Source organism: Rhizobium sp. AP16 (assembly GCF_000281735.1).
Taxonomy (GTDB): Bacteria; Pseudomonadota; Alphaproteobacteria; order Rhizobiales; family Rhizobiaceae; genus Rhizobium; species Rhizobium rhizogenes.
Genome location: NZ_AJVM01000086.1, coordinates 58,408 through 75,555, shown reverse-complemented (window position 1 = coordinate 75,555; position 17,148 = coordinate 58,408). Strand labels below are relative to the sequence as shown.

Below are 17,148 nucleotides of genomic sequence, written 5' to 3'. Positions count from 1 at the left end.
GGCTGCAAAGACGATTGTCAATCAACGCGCTCGCTGCCCGCCAAGGTGGTTGCGGCGCATCCGGCCTGGGGAAATCCAATATTATGAGAGTGCATCTGAGCTGGGTTTGCCACGGGCCGACCGAGGCCAACCGCAACAGCCGTTTTCCGGCCGACGAGCCATTGGAAGCCAAGGCCGCGCAACAGGCCCGGATCCTTGCCGAGCAGCTCGGAACGGTCGACCGGGCCTGGTCCAGTCCGGCTCTCAGGGCTCGCCAGACGGCTGCGGCCCTTGGACTTGATGGCGTCGCCGAGTCTGCCTTCAGCGAGTGTGACTACGGTCGCTGGCAGGGGAAGAGCATTGCCGACCTCAATAACAGCGATCCGGAAGCCCTGGCGCTCTGGATGCTGGATCTGGATGCGGCACCGCATGGCGGTGAGGCGTTGTCCGCAGTCTTTGCGCGCGTTGGTGGCTGGATGAAAGACCATATCGGCGATAGCGGTCACACCGTCGTGGTCACGCATGCCACCGTCATCCGCGCCGCCATCCTGCATATGCTGCAAGCACCGCCTTCGGCCTTCTGGTCCATCGATGTCGAGCCGCTCGGCATCGTGGAGATGACCAGCGACGGCCGTCGCTGGCAGCTCCGTTTCCCGAACGTCGTGAGATAGCAATTCCAGGAAAAGTGTGTAGTTGGTTTTCTGTCCGGAATTGCGTGGAAACAATCGTTAGAGCGCTGAAGCGCTCTAACGATTAGCGGCGGGCTTTGGTCCGCTGCCGTTCGAAACGGATGAGATAGCCGGCAAGGCCGAGCGTCATCAAAGAAAGCCCGTACCAGGTGATGGCATAGACCAGGTGGCTATTGTGGAAGGCGATCTGGGTGAGGCCGCCGACCGGCAAATCACCGGGATTTTTCGTATCGTCCGCGTCAATGAAATAGGGCGCGACGTTCTTGAGGCCGCGCACCTCGGCGATCGCGGTGACGTCACGCGAATACCAGCGCTCTTCCGCCGGAACGTTGGAGCGCAGCAGCGTGCCCTTCGGCTCGTTGATCCGGAGCAGGCCGGTGACGGTGGTCTCGCCGCTGAGCTCTCCGGCGGGGCGGGTGTCCGGATTGCGCTTGACGGTCGGCACGAAGCCGCGATTGATGACGACGACGGTGCCATCCACCTCTCGCATCGGCGTCAGCACCCAGTAGCCGGGGCCGAGCACGGTCGAGGCATAGACCTGCGTTTCCTTGTCGTTGAGGAAGGTGCCGGTCACCTCGACGCGCTTGTATTCATAGCCGGCGGCATCGATGGCGGACCATTCCGCCGGGCCGGGAGCGGCGACGGGCGGCGCATGCACGCGCGCGTCGACGCGCGCGATCAGGTCCAGCTTCCAAGACAGCCGCTGCACCTGCCAGGTACCGAGCCCGATGAGCAGGGCGGTCAATAGCAGCAGCAGGATCACCCAGATGGCGAGCTTCAGCGTCGAGCGCGGTTTTTCGGAAAGAGAGTCGGTCGGGATATCGGTCAAGGCGCAAAACTCCATCGGAGGCGCGAAAAAAGCCGGCGGAAACATCACGCCGGAGAGGGCGGGCATCCCTCGGGGACGCCCGCCGCTTTGTCATTACGGCATGTTGCGCATCATCTCGGGCGACATGACCATCATGTTGGCATTGAGATGGTGCATGACCCAGAGCGAGCCGGAGAGTGCGATGATCACCAGAACGATGGTGAAGATCAGCGCCATCATGTTCCAGCCGCCTTCGGACTTGGTGTTCATGTGCAGGAAGTAGATCATGTGCACGATGATCTGGATCGCACCGAAGACCATGATCAGGGCTGCAGTGACGACCGGATCGGCAAAGACCTTGCCCATGACCAGCCAGAAGGGAATGGCGGTCAGGATGACGGAGAGGACGAAGCCCGTCATGTAGCTCTTGAACGTGCCGTGGCTGGCCTCGTGGCCGCCATGGTGGTCATGGCCGTGGGCGTCTGCGGAATGATGCGAATGATTGTTCGAGCTCATCCGAGAACTCCCATGAGATAGACAAAGGAAAATACGCCGATCCAGACGACGTCGAGGAAGTGCCAGAACATCGACAGGCACATCAGGCGACGCTTGTTTTCGGGGATCAGGCCATGCTGGCTTACCTGCACCATCAGCGTGATCAACCAGACGATGCCGACGGTGACGTGCAGGCCGTGCGTGCCGACCAGCGCGAAGAAGGCCGACAGAAAGGCGCTGCGCTGCGGGCCGGCGCCTTCAAGGATCAGGTGATAGAACTCGTAGAGTTCGAAATAGATGAAGGCTGCGCCGAACAGGCCAGTGATCGCCAGCCACATCATCGTTCCCGACTTGTTGCCCTTCTCCATCGCCAGCATGGCGAAGCCATAGGTGATGGAGGAGAACAGCAGCATCGCCGTGTTGAGGGCGACGAGCGGCAGCTCGAACAGGTCGGCCGGCGACGGGCCGGCCGCATAGTTATGGCCGAGGACGGCATAGGTGGCGAAGAGGACTGCGAAGATCAGGCAGTCGCTCATGATGTAGATCCAGAAGCCCAGCATGGTGCTGCCTTCGGGATGATGCTCCTCCGTCAAATAGAATGCAGGGGTCTCGCCGTCCTTGAGAGCGTATGAGGTTTGGGTCGTCATAGGTCTTATACCTGTCCTGCGAGCAGCTTCGTACGCTCGTTCTCGGTCTTCACGACCTCGTCGGCGGGAATGTAGAAGTCGCGCTTATAGTTGAAGGTATGGCCGATCGTCACGACGATCATGGCGGCGAAGGTGATGGCGGCGAGCCACCACATGTACCAGATCATGCCGAAGGCGAAGGCGATGGAGAGAACGCCGAGGATGATGCCCGTGCCGGTGTTCTTCGGCATGTGGATCGGTATGAAACCCTCGGTCGGACGCTTGTGGCCGCGATTCTTCATGTCCCACCAGGCGTCGTGGTCGTAGACGATCGGCGTCAGCGCGAAATTATATGCTGGCGGCGGCGACGAAGTGGACCATTCCAGCGTGCGGCCGTTCCATGGGTCGCCGGTGAGATCACGAAGCTCTTCGCGCTTGATGAAGCTGACGACGAGCTGGATCAGGAAGGAGGCGATGCCGATGGCGATCATCACGGCGCCGAGTGCGGCGATGATGAAATAGATCTGCAGCGACGGATCGTCGAACTGCGAGACGCGGCGGGTAACGCCCATCAGGCCGAGCACGTAGAGCGGCATGAAGGCGAAGTAGAAGCCGACGACCCAGAACCAGAAGGACATCTTGCCCCAGAAGGGATCGAGCTTGAAGCCGAAAGCCTTCGGGAACCAGTAGGCGATACCCGCGAACATGCCGAACAGCACGCCGCCGATGATGACGTTGTGGAAGTGGGCGATCAGGAACAGCGAGTTATGCAGCACAAAGTCGGCCGGCGGAACAGCGAGCATGACGCCGGTCATGCCGCCGATGGTGAAGGTGACCATGAAGGCCACGGTCCACAGCATCGGCACTTCAAAGCGGATACGCCCGCGATACATGGTGAAGAGCCAGTTGAACAGCTTAGCGCCCGTCGGGATCGAGATGATCATCGTCGTGATGCCGAAGAAGGAGTTGACGCTGGCACCCGAACCCATGGTGAAGAAGTGATGCAGCCAGACCAGGTACGACAGGATGGTGATGACGACGGTGGCGTAGACCATTGAGGCGTAGCCGAATAGGCGCTTGCTGGCGAAGGTGGCGACGACTTCCGAGAACACGCCGAAGGCCGGCAGGATCAGGATGTAGACTTCCGGGTGGCCCCAGATCCAGATGAGGTTGACATACATCATCGGATTGCCGCCAAGGTCGTTCGTAAAGAAGTTCGTGCCGGCGTAGCGGTCGAGCGACAGCAGGGCAAGAACGGCGGTCAGGACCGGGAAGGCGGCGACGATCAGCACGTTGGTGCAGAGCGAGGTCCAGGTGAAGATCGGCATTTTCATCATGGTCATGCCCGGCGCGCGCATCTTGACGATGGTGGCCACCAGGTTGATGCCCGACAGAAGCGTGCCGATACCCGCGACCTGCAGGCCCCAGATGTAATAATCAACGCCGACATCGGGACTGTAGGCGATGCCGGAAAGCGGCGGGTAGGCGAGCCAACCGGTCTTTGCGAACTCGCCGATGAACAGCGAGATCATGACGATGATCGCGCCGGCCGTCGTCATCCAGAAGGAGAAGTTGTTGAGGAAGGGGAAGGACACGTCGCGCGCGCCGATCTGCAGCGGGACGACGAAGTTCATCAGACCCGTCACCATCGGCATCGCCACGAAGAAGATCATGATCACGCCATGGGCGGTGAAGACCTGGTCGTAATGGTGCGGTGGCAGGTAGCCTTCGGAGCCGTTGAAGGCGAGCGCCTGCTGCGCACGCATCATGAGCGCATCTGAAAAGCCGCGTAGCAGCATGATCAGCGCCAGGATGATGTACATGATACCGATCTTCTTGTGATCGATACTAGTGAACCATTCCTTCCAGAGATAACCCCAGAGGCGGAAATAGGTGAGCACGCTCAGAAGAGCGATGCCGCCGATCGCGACGCCGGTGAAGGTCAGGACGAGGATCGGCTCGTGATAGGGGATAGCGTCGAGCGTCAGCCGACCGAAGATGAATTTATAGAGGTCCGGGTTGGAAAACATGGATTGCCTCTGTCCTTATAGATAACTTGTTACTGAGCGCACGGGGATCAATGATCCTGGTGCTGCGCCGGCTGCGAGGAACCTGTCGACGAATTCGAAGACGAACCGTCGCCCATGTCCATGCCCGGCATGGAATTGTCGCCATGCTGCATCGAGTGGGCCGCAGGAGCGTCAGCCCTCACCGGTGTGACGTCCGCATGATCCGCATCGCGGTTGTCATGGATCAGACGCTCGCGGTTTTCTTGGCTGTCCTTGCCGGCGCCGCCCTTGGCGTCGATATGCATCATTTCGCTCATGCACATCTTGCTCGGATCGGCGCACATGTTGAGGATGGCCTCGTAGAGGTCCTTGTCGACGGCGTTATAGTAGCGAACGGGCTCCCGTTCGCTCGGCTTGGCGAGTGCCAGATATTCCGGACGGCCGAGCTCCGAGCCCTGGCTCTTGGCCTTTGCGACCCACTGGTCGAAATCGGCCTGGGAGAAACCGTGGAACTTGAAGCGCATATGCGAGAAGCCGGCGCCGCTGTAATTGGCGGACAGGCCCTGATATTCGCCCGGATGGTTGATGACCGCATGCAGCTTCGTCTCCATGCCCGGCATGGCATAGATCTGGCCGGCAAGCGCGGGCACGAAGAAGGAGTTCATAACCGCGGAGGCCGTGATCTTGAAGTTGATCGGCGTATCGACCGGGGCGGCCAGTTCGTTGACCGTGGCGATGCCGAGATCGGGATAGAAGAACAGCCATTTCCAGTCGAGCGCGACCACTTCGACGGTCAGCGGCTTGACGTTCTCGGCGACCGGCTTTCCGGCCGCGATGCGGTCGAGCGGCCGGTAGGGGTCGAGTTGGTGGGTACTGATCCAGGTGACGGCTCCGAGCGCGATAATGATGGCCAGCGGCGCCGACCAGATCACCAATTCCAGACGGGTCGAATGATGCCATTCGGGATCATAGGGAGCGGCCGTGTTCGACTGGCGATATTTCCAGGCGAAGAACAGCGTGAGGAAGATCACCGGTATGATGATGATCAGCATCAGGACGACCGAGATGACGATGAGGTCGCGTTGCTGCACGGCGATGTCGCCGGATGGAGCCATCACCACCAGATTGCAGCCCGAAAGCAGCAGGAATAGCGGGAGGACAAATAAGCGGCTGAAAATCTTCGATAGTCTTAGCACGTCTTAAAGCTCTTTTTGTTTCGACCCTACCGCAGCTAAAGGACGGAGGTCATGAACGATATGAGGTGTTTCGTCGCACCGCAGCAAGTTCGGGTGCAATGCGGTATTAGGCGCGGTCTCACTATCGGGAAAACCCTGATAAATCCAGAAGGTTTTCCAACGGTCCGTAGCTTTTATCGGCGCCAATATACCCGGATCGGCGAAAATGGCTACCGATTGTGGCACATCAACCCGGCATTGCGGCAGCGAAAGTCGAATTGACCTGATTCAACGGCTAATTTGCGAATTATTTCATGCTCGACACTTGATAAGTTCGCACGTTTGATCAACATTTTGATTGTACGCGAATTCGTGGAGGAGTTCGCGTCTCGAGAGGGAGGCTCTCACACATGGTCAGTGTTACGCATGAAGCAGTAAATGCAACATCTACAGGTTTTGAACGCGACGCCCGCAGCATGCATGCGGGCAGTGAGGTCGCACCCGGCAATATTGCCATCGGCGTGATCATCGGTCGCACGTCCGAGTTTTTCGATTTCTTCGTCTATGCCATCGCATCGGTCCTGGTTTTCCCGAAGCTGATCTTCCCCTTCGCGGATCCCCTGCATGGCACCATGCTTTCCTTCCTGATCTTTTCGCTTGCCTTTATCGCCCGCCCGATCGGTTCGTTCATCTTCATGGCGATCGACCGCGCCTATGGCCGCGGCGTCAAGCTGACGATTGCGCTGTTCCTGCTCGGCGGTTCGACGGCGTCGATGAGCTTCCTGCCCGGCTATGCCGAGATCGGCGGTTACGCAATCCTTCTGCTCGCCGTCTTCCGTATCGGCCAGGGTCTGGCGCTCGGCGGCGCCTGGGACGGTTTGGCCTCGCTGCTGGCGCTGAATGCACCGGCCAATCGCCGCGGTTGGTTTGCAATGATCCCGCAGCTCGGCGCGCCGATCGGCTTCATGCTGGCAAGTGCGCTCTTTGCTTACTTCGTCATGAGCCTGACGACTGCCGACTTCCTGGAATGGGGCTGGCGCTATCCGTTCTTCTGCGCCTTCATGGTCAACGTCGTGGCGCTTTTTGCCCGGCTTCGCCTGGTCGCCACGCCGGAATTCGGCGCGTTGCTGGAGCGTCATGAGCTGGAGCCGGTCAAGATGACGGAGCTTTTGCGCGTGCATGGCCGTGACGTGCTGATCGGCGCCTTCGTGCCGCTGGCAAGCTTCGCGACCTTCCATCTGGTTACCGTCTTCCCGCTGAGCTGGATGACGCTCTACAGCGACCAATCGCCCGGGTCGTTCCTGCTGGTGGAATTCGTCGGCGCGATCTGCGGCATTGTTGCGATCATCTGTTCCGGCCTGCTGGCCGATCGCATCGGCCGGCGCAACCAGTTGGCCGTCGGTGCGGTGCTGATCGCCTGTTTCGCCTTCGTCGCGCCCTGGCTGCTGGACGGCGGCAGCACCGGCCGCCACATCTACGTGGTTCTCGGCTTCACGCTGCTTGGCCTTTCCTTTGGCCAGGCCGCCGGCGCGAGCGCCTCACGCTTCAGCCGGAACTATCGCTACAGCGGTTCGGCCCTGACCTCGGATCTCTCCTGGCTGATCGGCGCTGGCTTTGCACCCTTCGTGGCGCTCAGCCTCTCCAGCCAGTTCGGCCTGGTCTACACTAGCCTCTATCTGCTCTCCGGCGTCGTCTGCACGCTTGTCGCGATCTTCTTCAGCAAGACGCTTGAAACGCGCGACACCTGATCGGACCTTCGGGGTATCAAAAGGCCGCGATGCGAAAGCGTCGCGGCCTTTTGCGTGTTGCGGCACAAGCATCCACGCTGCTGGAAAATCCGGCGAAATCTTGACTCTCCTTTCAAGCTTTTGTGATACAAACGGGCGTGCGGAAACTTGAAAAGAATAGTCAGGAAAAATATAGGCTATCGCACCACCGTCAAAGACGGGGTTTTCAAGCGAGAGGACGCCCATGACTTTTTCCTTTACCCATCTTACCAGCGCGCTGGCGCTTGCCGCGGGCCTTGCAGTCGCTCCGCTGATGGCAAATGCCGCCGAATCCGAAGGCATCGTCGTCTACAATGCCCAGCATGAGACGCTGACCCAGGCCTGGGCGGATGGCTTTACCAAGGAAACCGGCATCAAGGTGACGATCCGCAACGGCAGCGACATGCAGTTCGCCAACCAGATCGTCGAGGAAGGTGCCGCGTCCCCCGCCGACGTCTATCTGACGGAAAATTCTCCGGGCATGACCCTGGTCGACGCCAACAAGCTCTTCGCCCCTGTCGATGCTGACACGCTGGCGCAGGTGCCGGAAAACTTCAAGGCGGTCGATGGCAACTGGGTCGGCGTCGCCGCCCGCTCGACGGTTTTCGCCTATGACAAGACCAAGCTGAAGGAAGCCGATCTGCCGAAGTCGCTGCTCGACCTCGCCGATCCCAAGTGGAAGGGCCGCTGGGGCGCGTCGCCGGCCGGTGCCGATTTCCAGGCGATCGTCAGCGCGCTTCTCGAGCTGAAGGGCGAGGACGCCACCAAGTCCTGGCTGAAGGCGATGAAGGAAAACGCCACCCCTTACAAGGGCAACAGCGTTGCCATGAAGGCCGTTAACGCCGGTGAAATCGAGGGTGCGGTCATCTATCACTATTACTGGTTCGGCGATCAGGCCAAGACCGGTGAAAACAGCAAGAACGTCCTCCTGCATTACTTCAAGAACCAGGATCCGGGCGCTTTCGTCAGCATTTCCGGCGGCGGTGTTCTCGCCTCCAGCCAGCACCAGAAGGAAGCCCAGGCATTCCTGAAGTGGATCACCGGCAAGGGCGGCCAGGCCGTTCTGCGCGACGGCGATTCCTATGAATATGCTGTCGGCAACGGTGCCGAATCCAATCCGAAGCTGGTGCCGATCAAGGATCTGCAGGCCCCGAAGGTCGAGCCTTCCAAGCTGAACAGCAAGAAGGTCACCGATCTGATGACGGAAGCCGGACTGATCTAAGCTCTTGCATCACTGTCGCATGCCCTGCTAGGGGCATGCGGATGGTCTTTTGGCCAATTCGATCCCGGCAATCGCCTTAAACGGCGGTTGCCTTCCTGTTTCAGGGCGTGAAAGGCAGCTGAGACTTGCTGCAGAAGAACACATATGCCGCGCCGGCCGGTCGGGCCGCTGCCATGCGAGTGCCTCCGCTGACGGCTGCGTCTCGCGGCCGCGTTCCGCACGCTTCCGTTATCGCCCTTGCATCCGTCGTCGCTCTTCTGAGCCTGGTACCGCTCGGCTTCATCATCTGGATCACTGTCGACACCGGCTGGAACGAAGCCATCGCGCTTATCTTCCGCAATCGCGTCGGCGAATTGCTGGTCAATACCGTTCTTCTCGAAGTCTGCACCATCCCGCTTTGCATCCTGCTTGCCGTCACGCTCGCCTGGCTGACCGAGCGTACCGATATCCCCGGCGCACGCCTGTGGTCCTGGCTGGCGGTCGCGCCGCTTGCCGTGCCGGCTTTCGTGCACAGCTACGCCTGGGTCAGCCTGGTGCCCGGCATGCGCGGGCTGTCGAGCGGCGTGCTCGTGTCGGTGCTGGCCTATTATCCCTTCCTCTATCTGCCGGTGGCGGCAGCGCTGCGCCGCCTCGATCCGGCGATCGAAGATGCCGCCGCTTCGCTTGGCCTCAATCCCTGGCGCGTCTTCTTCCGGGCGATCCTGCCGCAGCTTCGCCTTGCCATCTGCGGCGGCTCGCTGCTGATCGGCCTGCACCTGCTGGCGGAATACGGTCTCTACGTGATGATCCGCTTCGATACGTTTTCGACCGCGATCGTCGATCAGTTCCAGTCCGCCTATAACAGCCCCGCTGCCAACATGCTCGGCGGCGTCCTCGTCTTTTGCTGTCTCTTGCTGCTCGGCATCGAAGTGCTGGTGCGCGGCAACGAGCGTTATGCCCGCGTCGGCTCCGGTGCCGCTCGTCCTGCGGATCGCCGCCGTCTCGGCTGGTTCGTCGTCCCGGCCGTCGCTCTTCCGGTGTTGGTGGCCGCGTTCACGCTCGGCGTACCTTTCGTGACGCTGGCGCGCTGGCTCTACCTGGGCGGCGCCGGCATCTGGCGGATGGAGACGGTCGGCAATGCGCTATTGCAGACCATCGGTCTGGCGATTGCCGGCGGACTGCTTGCCACCGTCGCCGCCATCCCGATGGCCTGGCTCTCGGTGCGCGCGCCCGGCCGGTTGCAGCGTATCCTCGAGGCCTGCCATTACTATGTTGGCTCGCTGCCGGGCGTCGTCGTCGCCCTGGCGCTGGTGTCGATCACGGTGCGGCTGATCCTGCCGCTCTACCAGACCTTCGCAACGCTGCTGCTTGCCTATGTCCTGTTGTTCCTGCCGCGCGCCATGGTGGGCTTGCGCGCCAGCATCGCCCAGGCCCCAGTCGAGCTCGAACGCGCCGCCATGGCGCTCGGGCGCACGCCGGCCCAAGCCGTGCGGCAGATCACCATGCGCCTTGCCGCTCCCGGCTTTGCCGCCAGCGTCGCGCTGGTTGCCCTCGGGATCACCAATGAACTGACGGCGACGCTGATGCTGTCGCCGAACGGTACGGTGACACTGGCGACGAAATTCTGGTCGTTGACCAGCGAGATCGATTATGTCTCCGCCGCGCCCTACGCCTTCATGATGGTGGTTCTGTCACTGCCGCTCACCCTTCTTCTCTACACGCAATCCAAGCGGACGGCGGGACAATGACCTTTCTGGCGATCAAGACCATCAGCAAGCGCTACGGACCGGTATGCGCGCTCGATACTATCGACCTCACTGTCGCTCCCGGCAGCCGCACCGCCATCGTCGGTCCGTCCGGCTCCGGCAAGACGACGCTGCTGCGCATCATCGCCGGCTTCGAGACCCCGGATGCCGGCCAGGTGACGCTGGAAGGCGAAACGCTGGCGGATGGTCCATCCGTCGTGCCCGCCCATCGTCGCGGCATCGGCATCGTCTCGCAGGATGGTGCGCTGTTTCCGCATCTGAGCGTGGCCGATAACATCAGCTTCGGCATGGAGCGCGGACGGCCGGATCGCGCCGAGCAGATCAATGCGCTCATCGACATGGTGGAGCTCGATCGCAACATGCTCGATCGCCGCCCGCATCAGCTCTCCGGTGGCCAGCAGCAGCGTGTGGCGCTTGCCCGCGCGCTTGGCCGTAAGCCACGGCTGATGCTGCTCGATGAACCCTTTTCCGCACTCGACACGGGCCTGCGCGAAAACATGCGCAAGGCCGTCGCCCGCGTCCTGCAAATCGCCGGCATCACGACGATCCTGGTGACGCATGATCAGGCCGAGGCGCTGTCCTTCGCCGATCAGGTCGCCGTTCTGCGCGATGGCAAGCTGGTGCAGGCCGGAACTCCGCAAACGCTCTACCTCCATCCTAGGGATCGCGAGACCGCCACCTTTCTCGGCGACGCCATCCTGCTGCCGGCAGACCTTGGCGATGGCTTTGCCAATTGCGCGCTGGGCCGTATTCCGACCGACACCAACGGTCGGCAGGGCCGCGCCGATATCATGCTGCGGCCGGAACAACTGCAACTGAGCGTCCTCGATGATGCCGGAGCGAGCGCCGCCTGCGTCGGCAAGGTTACCGACGTCGAATTCGGCGGTGCCGTCTGCACCGTGACGGTCGTCCTTTCCCAGGCCAATGGCGCCGAGACGCTGAGCATCAAAAGCTCCGGCGTCGGCTTGCCCGAGATCGGCAGCATGGTCTCGGTGACCGTGCTTGGTAATGCGCATGTCTTCGACAAGACTGGCGTCTGAGCTGTTTTTGGGTTGAAGCCGTCGGCGCTTTAGGGAAGATAAGGTGAGGCCGCCATCATGGCCGATGTCAAAGGAACCCCCATGTCTCTTCCCGATGAGATCTCCCAGGATCTCCCCTTTCTGACATCCCTTCGCCATAACCTGCACGCTCATCCGGAATTGGGGTTCGAGGAGGAGCGCACCAGCGGCATCGTCGCGACATTGCTGGAAGAAGCTGGCATCACGGTGCATCGTGGCCTCGGCAAGACCGGCGTCGTCGGCACGCTGCAGGTTGGTAACGGCACCCGTCGCATCGGCCTTCGCGCCGACATGGATGCGCTCGCCATGCCGGAAAAGGGCAACAAGCCCTATAAATCCACCATCCCCGGCAAGATGCATGCTTGCGGTCATGACGGCCACACGACGATGCTTTTGGGCGCTGCCCGGCAACTGGCGGCAACGCGCGGCTTTTCCGGCACCGTGCATTTCATCTTCCAGCCGGCCGAGGAAGGGCGCGGCGGCGCGAAGCGCATGGTCGAGGAAGGCCTCTTCGACCTTTTCCCCTGCGATGCCGTCTATGGCCTGCACAATATGCCGAGTCTCGATATCGATGAGATGGCCGTGGTCGAAGGGCCGCAGCTTGCCTCCTCGGATAGCTGGCGCATCACCTTTCGCGGCACCGGCACCCATGGCGCCAAGCCGCATCTCGGCAAGGACCCGATCACGGCGGCAGCGACATTCCTCTCCTCATTGCAGACCATCGTCGGCCGCGTCGTTGACCCGCTGCAGCCGGCCGTCGTCAGCGCCTGTTCGGTACAAGCGGGCGACCCCAAGGCCCTGAACGTCATCCCCGACACCGTCGAGATCGGCGGCACGGCGCGCGCCTATACACCGGAAGTCCGCGATCAGCTCGAACAGGAGATCGGCCGGCTGGCGCATGGCACGGCGGCGATGTACGGCATCGCGGTGGACTACCAGTTCGAGCGCCGCATCCCGCCGGTCGTAAATGATCCCGAGGCGACCGCGCGGGCGCTGAAAGCCGCGACTGCCATCTTCGGCGAAAAAGTTCTCACCCGCTTCCCGCCCTCCACCGCCGGCGACGATTTCGCCTTCTTCGGCCAGAATGCCCCGGGCTGCTACGTCTGGCTCGGCAACGGCCCCGCTGTAGACGGAGCGCTGCATCACAACACGGCTTACGATTTCAACGATGACGCCATTGCGTCGGGCGTGGCGTTCTGGACGACGTTGGTGGAGCAGGACCTGGGGGCTGACGCCTAAATCTTCCCAAGCACCGCCGTCTCCAACACTTGCCCCGTCACCACATCGGCAATCCCACGATCCGTCTGATGCGGTCCGACGTTACAGGCAAGTGTCGCGCCGAAGCACGCCTTGAAGACGAGATAGGGCGGTTGCCAGTCGACGATCTTGTCCATTGCTTCGCGCAGAACACTGAAGGTCAGGGCTGTCTCTTCAAGCGGTGCATCGCTCACCAGGCCGGAAAGCGGCAGCGACAGCACGATCTGGACCTTGCCGTCGCTCGCCACAGCCAGGCCTCCGCCTGCTGCGATGACGGCGTTGGCGGCGAGCGTCATGTCTCTGATATTGCCGCCGAAGACCGTCAGATTGTGGCTGTCATGCGAGACTGTGGTGCAGAGCGCGCCGCGCCATTCGCCCCAGCCGGTGAGGAAGCCTACGCGTGGGCGTCCATCCGCCTTGCCATGGCGATGGGCGACGGCGATCATGGTGGTCCCGGCCGGCGGCACGACATATCCGTCCGCCACCTCGGCTTCGATTTCGCCCCATTGCGTGAAGCGCGGCCGGTCGATCGTCGCAAGCCGCACGCGGTTGCCGCTGGCCGGTACGCGGAAGTCATCCTCAGTCAGCGGCTCGAGTTTGATCGAGTTCTGCAGCGGGGCTGTATCGAGAGGCGCGATGGTGCCCGCGATCTTGCCGGCCTTGGCGACGATCTCGCCGTTGGCGATCACTCGCTTCGCCTTGAAAGCCCGGAGGTCTTCGAATAGCACGATATCGGCACGGCGGCCGGCGGCGATCAGGCCGAGATCGTTGCGGCCGAGCCGCATGGCAGCGTTGAGCGTTGCTGCCCGGAGCGCCCATTCCGGCTTCAAGCCGTCGCGCACCAGCCGGCGGACGACATCATCGAGGCCGCCGTTGACATGCAGTTCGTCGGGGAAGACGTCGTCGGTGCAGAGCGTCACCGTCTGCGGCAGGAAGCCGAGATCGTTGATGACCTCGACGAATTCCCTCAGCAGATGGTCATGCGAGCCGCGCAGCTCGATGGTCAGGCCGGCGGAAAGCTTGGCGAGGAAATCGGCGCCGGAGGTCAGCTCGTGGTCGGAGGAGACACCGGCTGCCATGAAGGCACTGAGATCGGCACCTTCGAGACCACGGGCATGGCCGCAGACGAGCTTACCGGATTGCAGCCCGGCGTTGACTATGGCGCTGGCACGCGGATCGCCGTCGATAACGCCGCGCATGGTCATGACCTCGGCAACACCCCCGATCTCGGGCCAGGCCAGCATCTCGGCCATGGCGGAGGCATCGAAATCGGCGCCCGCCAGCTCCAGCCCGGGGGCGGAGGGCACGCAGGACGGTGCGAGCGGGATCACCCGCAACGGCAGCAGCCGGGTCGCCTCGACCGCCCAGCGCACGCCATCAAGGCCATGCACATTGCCGAACTCATGCGGATCCCAGACGATGGTCGTGACCCCGCGCGGCAACACCGCCTCGGCATAGAGGGCCGGTGTCACCATCGAGCTTTCGATGTGCATATGTGTGTCGATCAGGCCGGGCGAGAGGAAGCAGCCCGCGGCATCGATCGTCTCGGCGGCATTGGTGCGGCTACCCGGCGCGTGCACGCTTGCGATCAGCGGCCCGACGACGCCGATATCGGCGGCGCGGATCTGGCCGGTCACCATGTCGACCAAACGGCCGCCCGCGATGAGCAGATCAAAGGGCGCATCGCCGCGCGCAGCCGCAACCGCGCGGGCGCGCAGCTCAGGTGCGTTGAGGTCGCCGGGCTCGAGGGAATGCTGGATCATCGGCGTGCCTCATTGATCATGGCGTCGAATATGATGGCGCGAGCCCTGTCGGCATCGATCTCGGCGGCGAAATGGGCGTTGAATTCCGCATGCGATGCGCGCGTCTCGACGACGGTGCGCCCGCGTGTGTGCTGCCCCCACAGCTCGACATCGATCCGGGCATGCTGGAGCCTGGCGATATCGGGGGCGACGAAGATGGCGGCGGCAGTCGGATCGTAGACCGCCATGGCCGGACGGCCGCGGCTGATGGCGATGTTGACGTAGCCGCCGAGGAGATCGGCAAGCAGTTCGGCATTCTTGCCACCGGCCTGACGCACCCGTTCGACATCGTCGGGCCGCGCCAGCACCTTTCGGCAAATGTCGAGATCGATCATTCGAAGCGGCAGGCCATGGGCGAGCACGATGGCGAGCGCTTCCGGATCGGCAAAGGCGTTGAATTCGGCCGAGGCCGTGTGGTTGCCGGAGGTCACGCCGCCACCCATCCATGTCAGCTCGTCGATGCGGGCGGCAAGATCGGGCCGGGCGAGCGCCACCGCGGCGATATTGGTGAGCGGACCGAGTGCGAGGATCCGCTTCGGCCCCAAGCCGTCCGCCAGCCAGTCGCAAAGGGCGGCAAAGGCATCGCTGGAAGGAAGCGCATCCGCCGGCGGCAGGCTCTTGCCCTCGGTCGGTATGCCGCTTGAACCGAGAATGTTTTGCGCTGTTTCCAGCTTGCAGAGCACCGGCAGTTCGCGGCCGGTATGGATGGGGAATGTCCAGTCGAAGGCGGCTGCGGCGCTGGCGGCGTTGGCGCGTATCTGCGCGAGCGGTGCATTGCCGCTCACCAGCGAGACGCCGTCGATCGCAAGGCTCGAATGCGCGACCACCAGAATGGCGGCGATATCATCGAACCCCATGTCGGTATCGATCCAGATCCCCATGGCCGTGCCTGTCTGTTGAATTGAAAAGAGGGGGAGGCGCCATCGAAGGGACGCGCGACCGGGACCGCGCGCCGCCGTTCGTTCGCTCAAGCGAGTGCGTCGAGGATGCGGATCCAGGAGCGTATGCCCTTATGATAGGACCGCAGCTCATACTTCTCGTTCGGCGAATGGATGCGGTCGTCCGCAAGGCCAAAGCCGACCATCAGGGATTCCATGCCGAGCATCTTCTGGAAGTCGCCGACGATCGGGATCGAGCCGCCCATGCCAATGACGATCGCCGGTTTCGGCCACTCATTGGAAAGGGCGCTCTTCGCCTTGGTCAGTACCGGCGAATCGTAGGACAGGTGGATGGCCGGCGAAGCGCCATGTTCGTGGAATTCCACCGAGCAGTCGGCCGGCAACTTCGAGCGAACATAGGCACGGAAACTGTCACGGATCGCTGCCGGGTTCTGTTGCCCGACAAGGCGGAAGGAAACTTTCGCTGAAGCCTTGGCTGCGATCACCGTCTTGAAGCCGGCGCCGGTATAGCCGCCCCAGATGCCGTTGACCTCAGCTGTCGGCCGCGCCCAGGTGAGTTCCAGTACCGAGCGGCCCTTTTCTCCCGACGGGATCGACAGGCCGACCTCGCCGAGGAAATTCTGTGCCGAGCGGCCGAGCGTTTCCCAGGAAGCCTTGATGTTGGCGGGTGTCTCCTCCACGCCATCGTAGAAGCCGGGAAGCGTGATACGCCCGGTCTCGTCGTGCAGGCCGGCAAGGATATCGGAGAGGATATGGATCGGATTGGCCGCCGCGCCGCCGTAGAGGCCGGAATGCAGATCGCGGTCGGCAGCATTGATGGTGATTTCCTCGCCGACCAGACCGCGCAGGGCGGCCGCGATTGCCGGGGTGTCGCCGTCCCACATGCCGGTATCGCATACGAGCGCGTAGTCGGCCTTCAGCTCGGCGGCATTGGCTTCGAGGAAGGGCTTCAGCGACGGTGAGCCGGACTCCTCCTCACCCTCGAACAGGATGGTGATACGAACCGGCAGCTCACCCTGGATCTCCTTGTAGGCGCGAACGGCCTCGACGAAGGTCATCAACTGGCCCTTGTCGTCGGAGGTGCCGCGCCCGACCAGGATCTTCCGGCCGTCGCCCATGTCCTTGATGGCGGGGGCGAAGGGATCGCTCTCCCAAAGCTCGATCGGATCGACCGGCTGTACGTCGTAGTGACCGTAGAACAGCACATGCGGCGCATCGGCGCTGGCGGCATCATGATGGGCAACGACCATCGGGTGGCCGGGCGTATCGCGCACGGATGCCGTAAAGCCGAGCTTGATCAGATAGGCGGTGAGCCATTCCGCTGCCTTGCGGCACTCCGGCTTGAAGGCGGGATCGGTCGAGATGGATTGGATGCGCAGCAGTTCGAACAGATTGTCGAGGCTGGACGGAAGGTTCTCATCGGCACGGTCGAGAACGGGCGATACATCGGTCATATCCGACTCCTTACATGGAAATTGCTGGGACGATAGACCAAAGCCCGGCCGGTTTCGAGGCGGGAAATCCGAAAATTTCGCAGTGCGATTGCCGCATGCGGAGGATGCGTTTCAGCATAAATAGTCGCCTATTTAATTTACGGTTATTTAGAGCATCGAAAATA

At 62.2% G+C, this 17,148-nt stretch carries 14 protein-coding genes; 6 read left to right on the top strand and 8 right to left on the bottom strand.

Annotation, left to right across the window (positions count from 1 at the left end; translation table 11 throughout):
- The first annotated feature begins 83 nt into the window (after window positions 1–83).
- Complete coding sequence (locus PMI03_RS29595; protein ID WP_007703098.1) at window positions 84–650, top strand: histidine phosphatase family protein; 567 nt, start codon at window positions 84–86, stop codon at window positions 648–650.
- 82 nt (window positions 651–732) lie between these two features.
- Here the strand turns inward: PMI03_RS29595 and PMI03_RS29590 are convergent, their stop codons facing one another.
- The 5 genes from PMI03_RS29590 to cyoA all read right to left on the bottom strand — a co-directional run bounded on the left by PMI03_RS29590 (window position 733) and on the right by cyoA (window position 5,802).
- A complete protein-coding gene (locus PMI03_RS29590; RefSeq protein WP_275531509.1) occupies window positions 733–1,512 on the bottom strand; it encodes an SURF1 family protein in 780 nt (259 codons plus the stop codon).
- A gap of 78 nt (window positions 1,513–1,590) precedes the next feature.
- Window positions 1,591–1,992 (bottom strand): cytochrome o ubiquinol oxidase subunit IV, encoded by a 402-nt coding sequence (cyoD, locus tag PMI03_RS29585; RefSeq protein ID WP_007703092.1) that lies wholly within the window; start codon window positions 1,990–1,992, stop codon window positions 1,591–1,593.
- Window positions 1,989–2,618, bottom strand: a complete 630-nt coding sequence (gene cyoC / locus PMI03_RS29580; RefSeq protein WP_007703088.1) for a cytochrome o ubiquinol oxidase subunit III — start codon at window positions 2,616–2,618, stop codon at window positions 1,989–1,991. Before cyoC ends, cyoD begins: the two co-directional genes overlap by 4 nt.
- Window positions 2,619–2,623: 5 nt before the next feature.
- Window positions 2,624–4,627 (bottom strand): cytochrome o ubiquinol oxidase subunit I, encoded by a 2,004-nt coding sequence (gene cyoB, locus PMI03_RS29575; RefSeq protein WP_007703086.1) that lies wholly within the window; start codon window positions 4,625–4,627, stop codon window positions 2,624–2,626.
- 47 nt (window positions 4,628–4,674) lie between these two features.
- Complete coding sequence (gene cyoA / locus PMI03_RS29570; protein ID WP_007703083.1) at window positions 4,675–5,802, bottom strand: ubiquinol oxidase subunit II; 1,128 nt, start codon at window positions 5,800–5,802, stop codon at window positions 4,675–4,677.
- Window positions 5,803–6,191: 389 nt separating this feature from the next.
- Here cyoA and PMI03_RS29565 point away from each other — a divergent pair, with 389 nt between their 5' ends.
- The 5 genes from PMI03_RS29565 (at window position 6,192) to PMI03_RS29545 (ending at window position 12,811) form a co-directional block, all read left to right on the top strand.
- Window positions 6,192–7,529 (top strand): MFS transporter, encoded by a 1,338-nt coding sequence (locus tag PMI03_RS29565; protein WP_007703079.1) that lies wholly within the window; start codon window positions 6,192–6,194, stop codon window positions 7,527–7,529.
- A gap of 223 nt (window positions 7,530–7,752) precedes the next feature.
- Window positions 7,753–8,769, top strand: a complete 1,017-nt coding sequence (locus tag PMI03_RS29560) for an iron ABC transporter substrate-binding protein (RefSeq protein WP_007703078.1) — start codon at window positions 7,753–7,755, stop codon at window positions 8,767–8,769.
- Between the two features lie 173 nt (window positions 8,770–8,942).
- On the top strand, window positions 8,943–10,496 hold the full coding sequence (locus tag PMI03_RS29555) for an iron ABC transporter permease (protein ID WP_174010250.1): 1,554 nt from the start codon (window positions 8,943–8,945) through the stop codon (window positions 10,494–10,496).
- Window positions 10,493–11,554: an ABC transporter ATP-binding protein gene (locus PMI03_RS29550; RefSeq protein WP_007703062.1), complete on the top strand. Its 1,062-nt coding sequence runs from the start codon at window positions 10,493–10,495 to the stop codon at window positions 11,552–11,554. The genes PMI03_RS29555 and PMI03_RS29550 overlap by 4 nt, the downstream gene beginning before the upstream one ends.
- An 81-nt stretch (window positions 11,555–11,635) precedes the next feature.
- Window positions 11,636–12,811: a M20 aminoacylase family protein gene (locus PMI03_RS29545; RefSeq protein ID WP_034519802.1), complete on the top strand. Its 1,176-nt coding sequence runs from the start codon at window positions 11,636–11,638 to the stop codon at window positions 12,809–12,811.
- Here PMI03_RS29545 and PMI03_RS29540 read toward each other — a convergent pair.
- The 3 genes from PMI03_RS29540 to PMI03_RS29530 form a co-directional block, all read right to left on the bottom strand.
- On the bottom strand, window positions 12,808–14,592 hold the full coding sequence (locus PMI03_RS29540) for an adenine deaminase (protein WP_007703055.1): 1,785 nt from the start codon (window positions 14,590–14,592) through the stop codon (window positions 12,808–12,810). The genes PMI03_RS29545 and PMI03_RS29540 overlap by 4 nt on opposite strands.
- Window positions 14,589–15,512 (bottom strand): nucleoside hydrolase, encoded by a 924-nt coding sequence (locus tag PMI03_RS29535; RefSeq protein WP_007703052.1) that lies wholly within the window; start codon window positions 15,510–15,512, stop codon window positions 14,589–14,591. Before PMI03_RS29535 ends, PMI03_RS29540 begins: the two co-directional genes overlap by 4 nt.
- Window positions 15,513–15,598: 86 nt before the next feature.
- A complete protein-coding gene (locus PMI03_RS29530; RefSeq protein ID WP_007703049.1) occupies window positions 15,599–16,984 on the bottom strand; it encodes a M20/M25/M40 family metallo-hydrolase in 1,386 nt (461 codons plus the stop codon).
- Window positions 16,985–17,148: the final 164 nt, after the last annotated feature.

Bases quoted from the DNA above. Each gene is read 5' to 3' on its own strand.
- PMI03_RS29595 (WP_007703098.1), top strand. From the start codon at position 84: ATGAGAGTGCATCTGAGCTGGGTTTGCCACGGGCCGACCGAGGCCAAC.
- PMI03_RS29590 (WP_275531509.1), bottom strand. From the start codon at position 1,512: ATGGAGTTTTGCGCCTTGACCGATATCCCGACCGACTCTCTTTCCGAA.
- cyoD (WP_007703092.1), bottom strand. From the start codon at position 1,992: ATGAGCTCGAACAATCATTCGCATCATTCCGCAGACGCCCACGGCCAT.
- cyoC (WP_007703088.1), bottom strand. From the start codon at position 2,618: ATGACGACCCAAACCTCATACGCTCTCAAGGACGGCGAGACCCCTGCA.
- cyoB (WP_007703086.1), bottom strand. From the start codon at position 4,627: ATGTTTTCCAACCCGGACCTCTATAAATTCATCTTCGGTCGGCTGACG.
- PMI03_RS29565 (WP_007703079.1), top strand. From the start codon at position 6,192: ATGGTCAGTGTTACGCATGAAGCAGTAAATGCAACATCTACAGGTTTT.
- PMI03_RS29560 (WP_007703078.1), top strand. From the start codon at position 7,753: ATGACTTTTTCCTTTACCCATCTTACCAGCGCGCTGGCGCTTGCCGCG.
- PMI03_RS29555 (WP_174010250.1), top strand. From the start codon at position 8,943: ATGCGAGTGCCTCCGCTGACGGCTGCGTCTCGCGGCCGCGTTCCGCAC.
- PMI03_RS29550 (WP_007703062.1), top strand. From the start codon at position 10,493: ATGACCTTTCTGGCGATCAAGACCATCAGCAAGCGCTACGGACCGGTA.
- PMI03_RS29545 (WP_034519802.1), top strand. From the start codon at position 11,636: ATGTCTCTTCCCGATGAGATCTCCCAGGATCTCCCCTTTCTGACATCC.
- PMI03_RS29540 (WP_007703055.1), bottom strand. From the start codon at position 14,592: ATGATCCAGCATTCCCTCGAGCCCGGCGACCTCAACGCACCTGAGCTG.
- PMI03_RS29535 (WP_007703052.1), bottom strand. From the start codon at position 15,512: ATGGGGATCTGGATCGATACCGACATGGGGTTCGATGATATCGCCGCC.
- PMI03_RS29530 (WP_007703049.1), bottom strand. From the start codon at position 16,984: ATGACCGATGTATCGCCCGTTCTCGACCGTGCCGATGAGAACCTTCCG.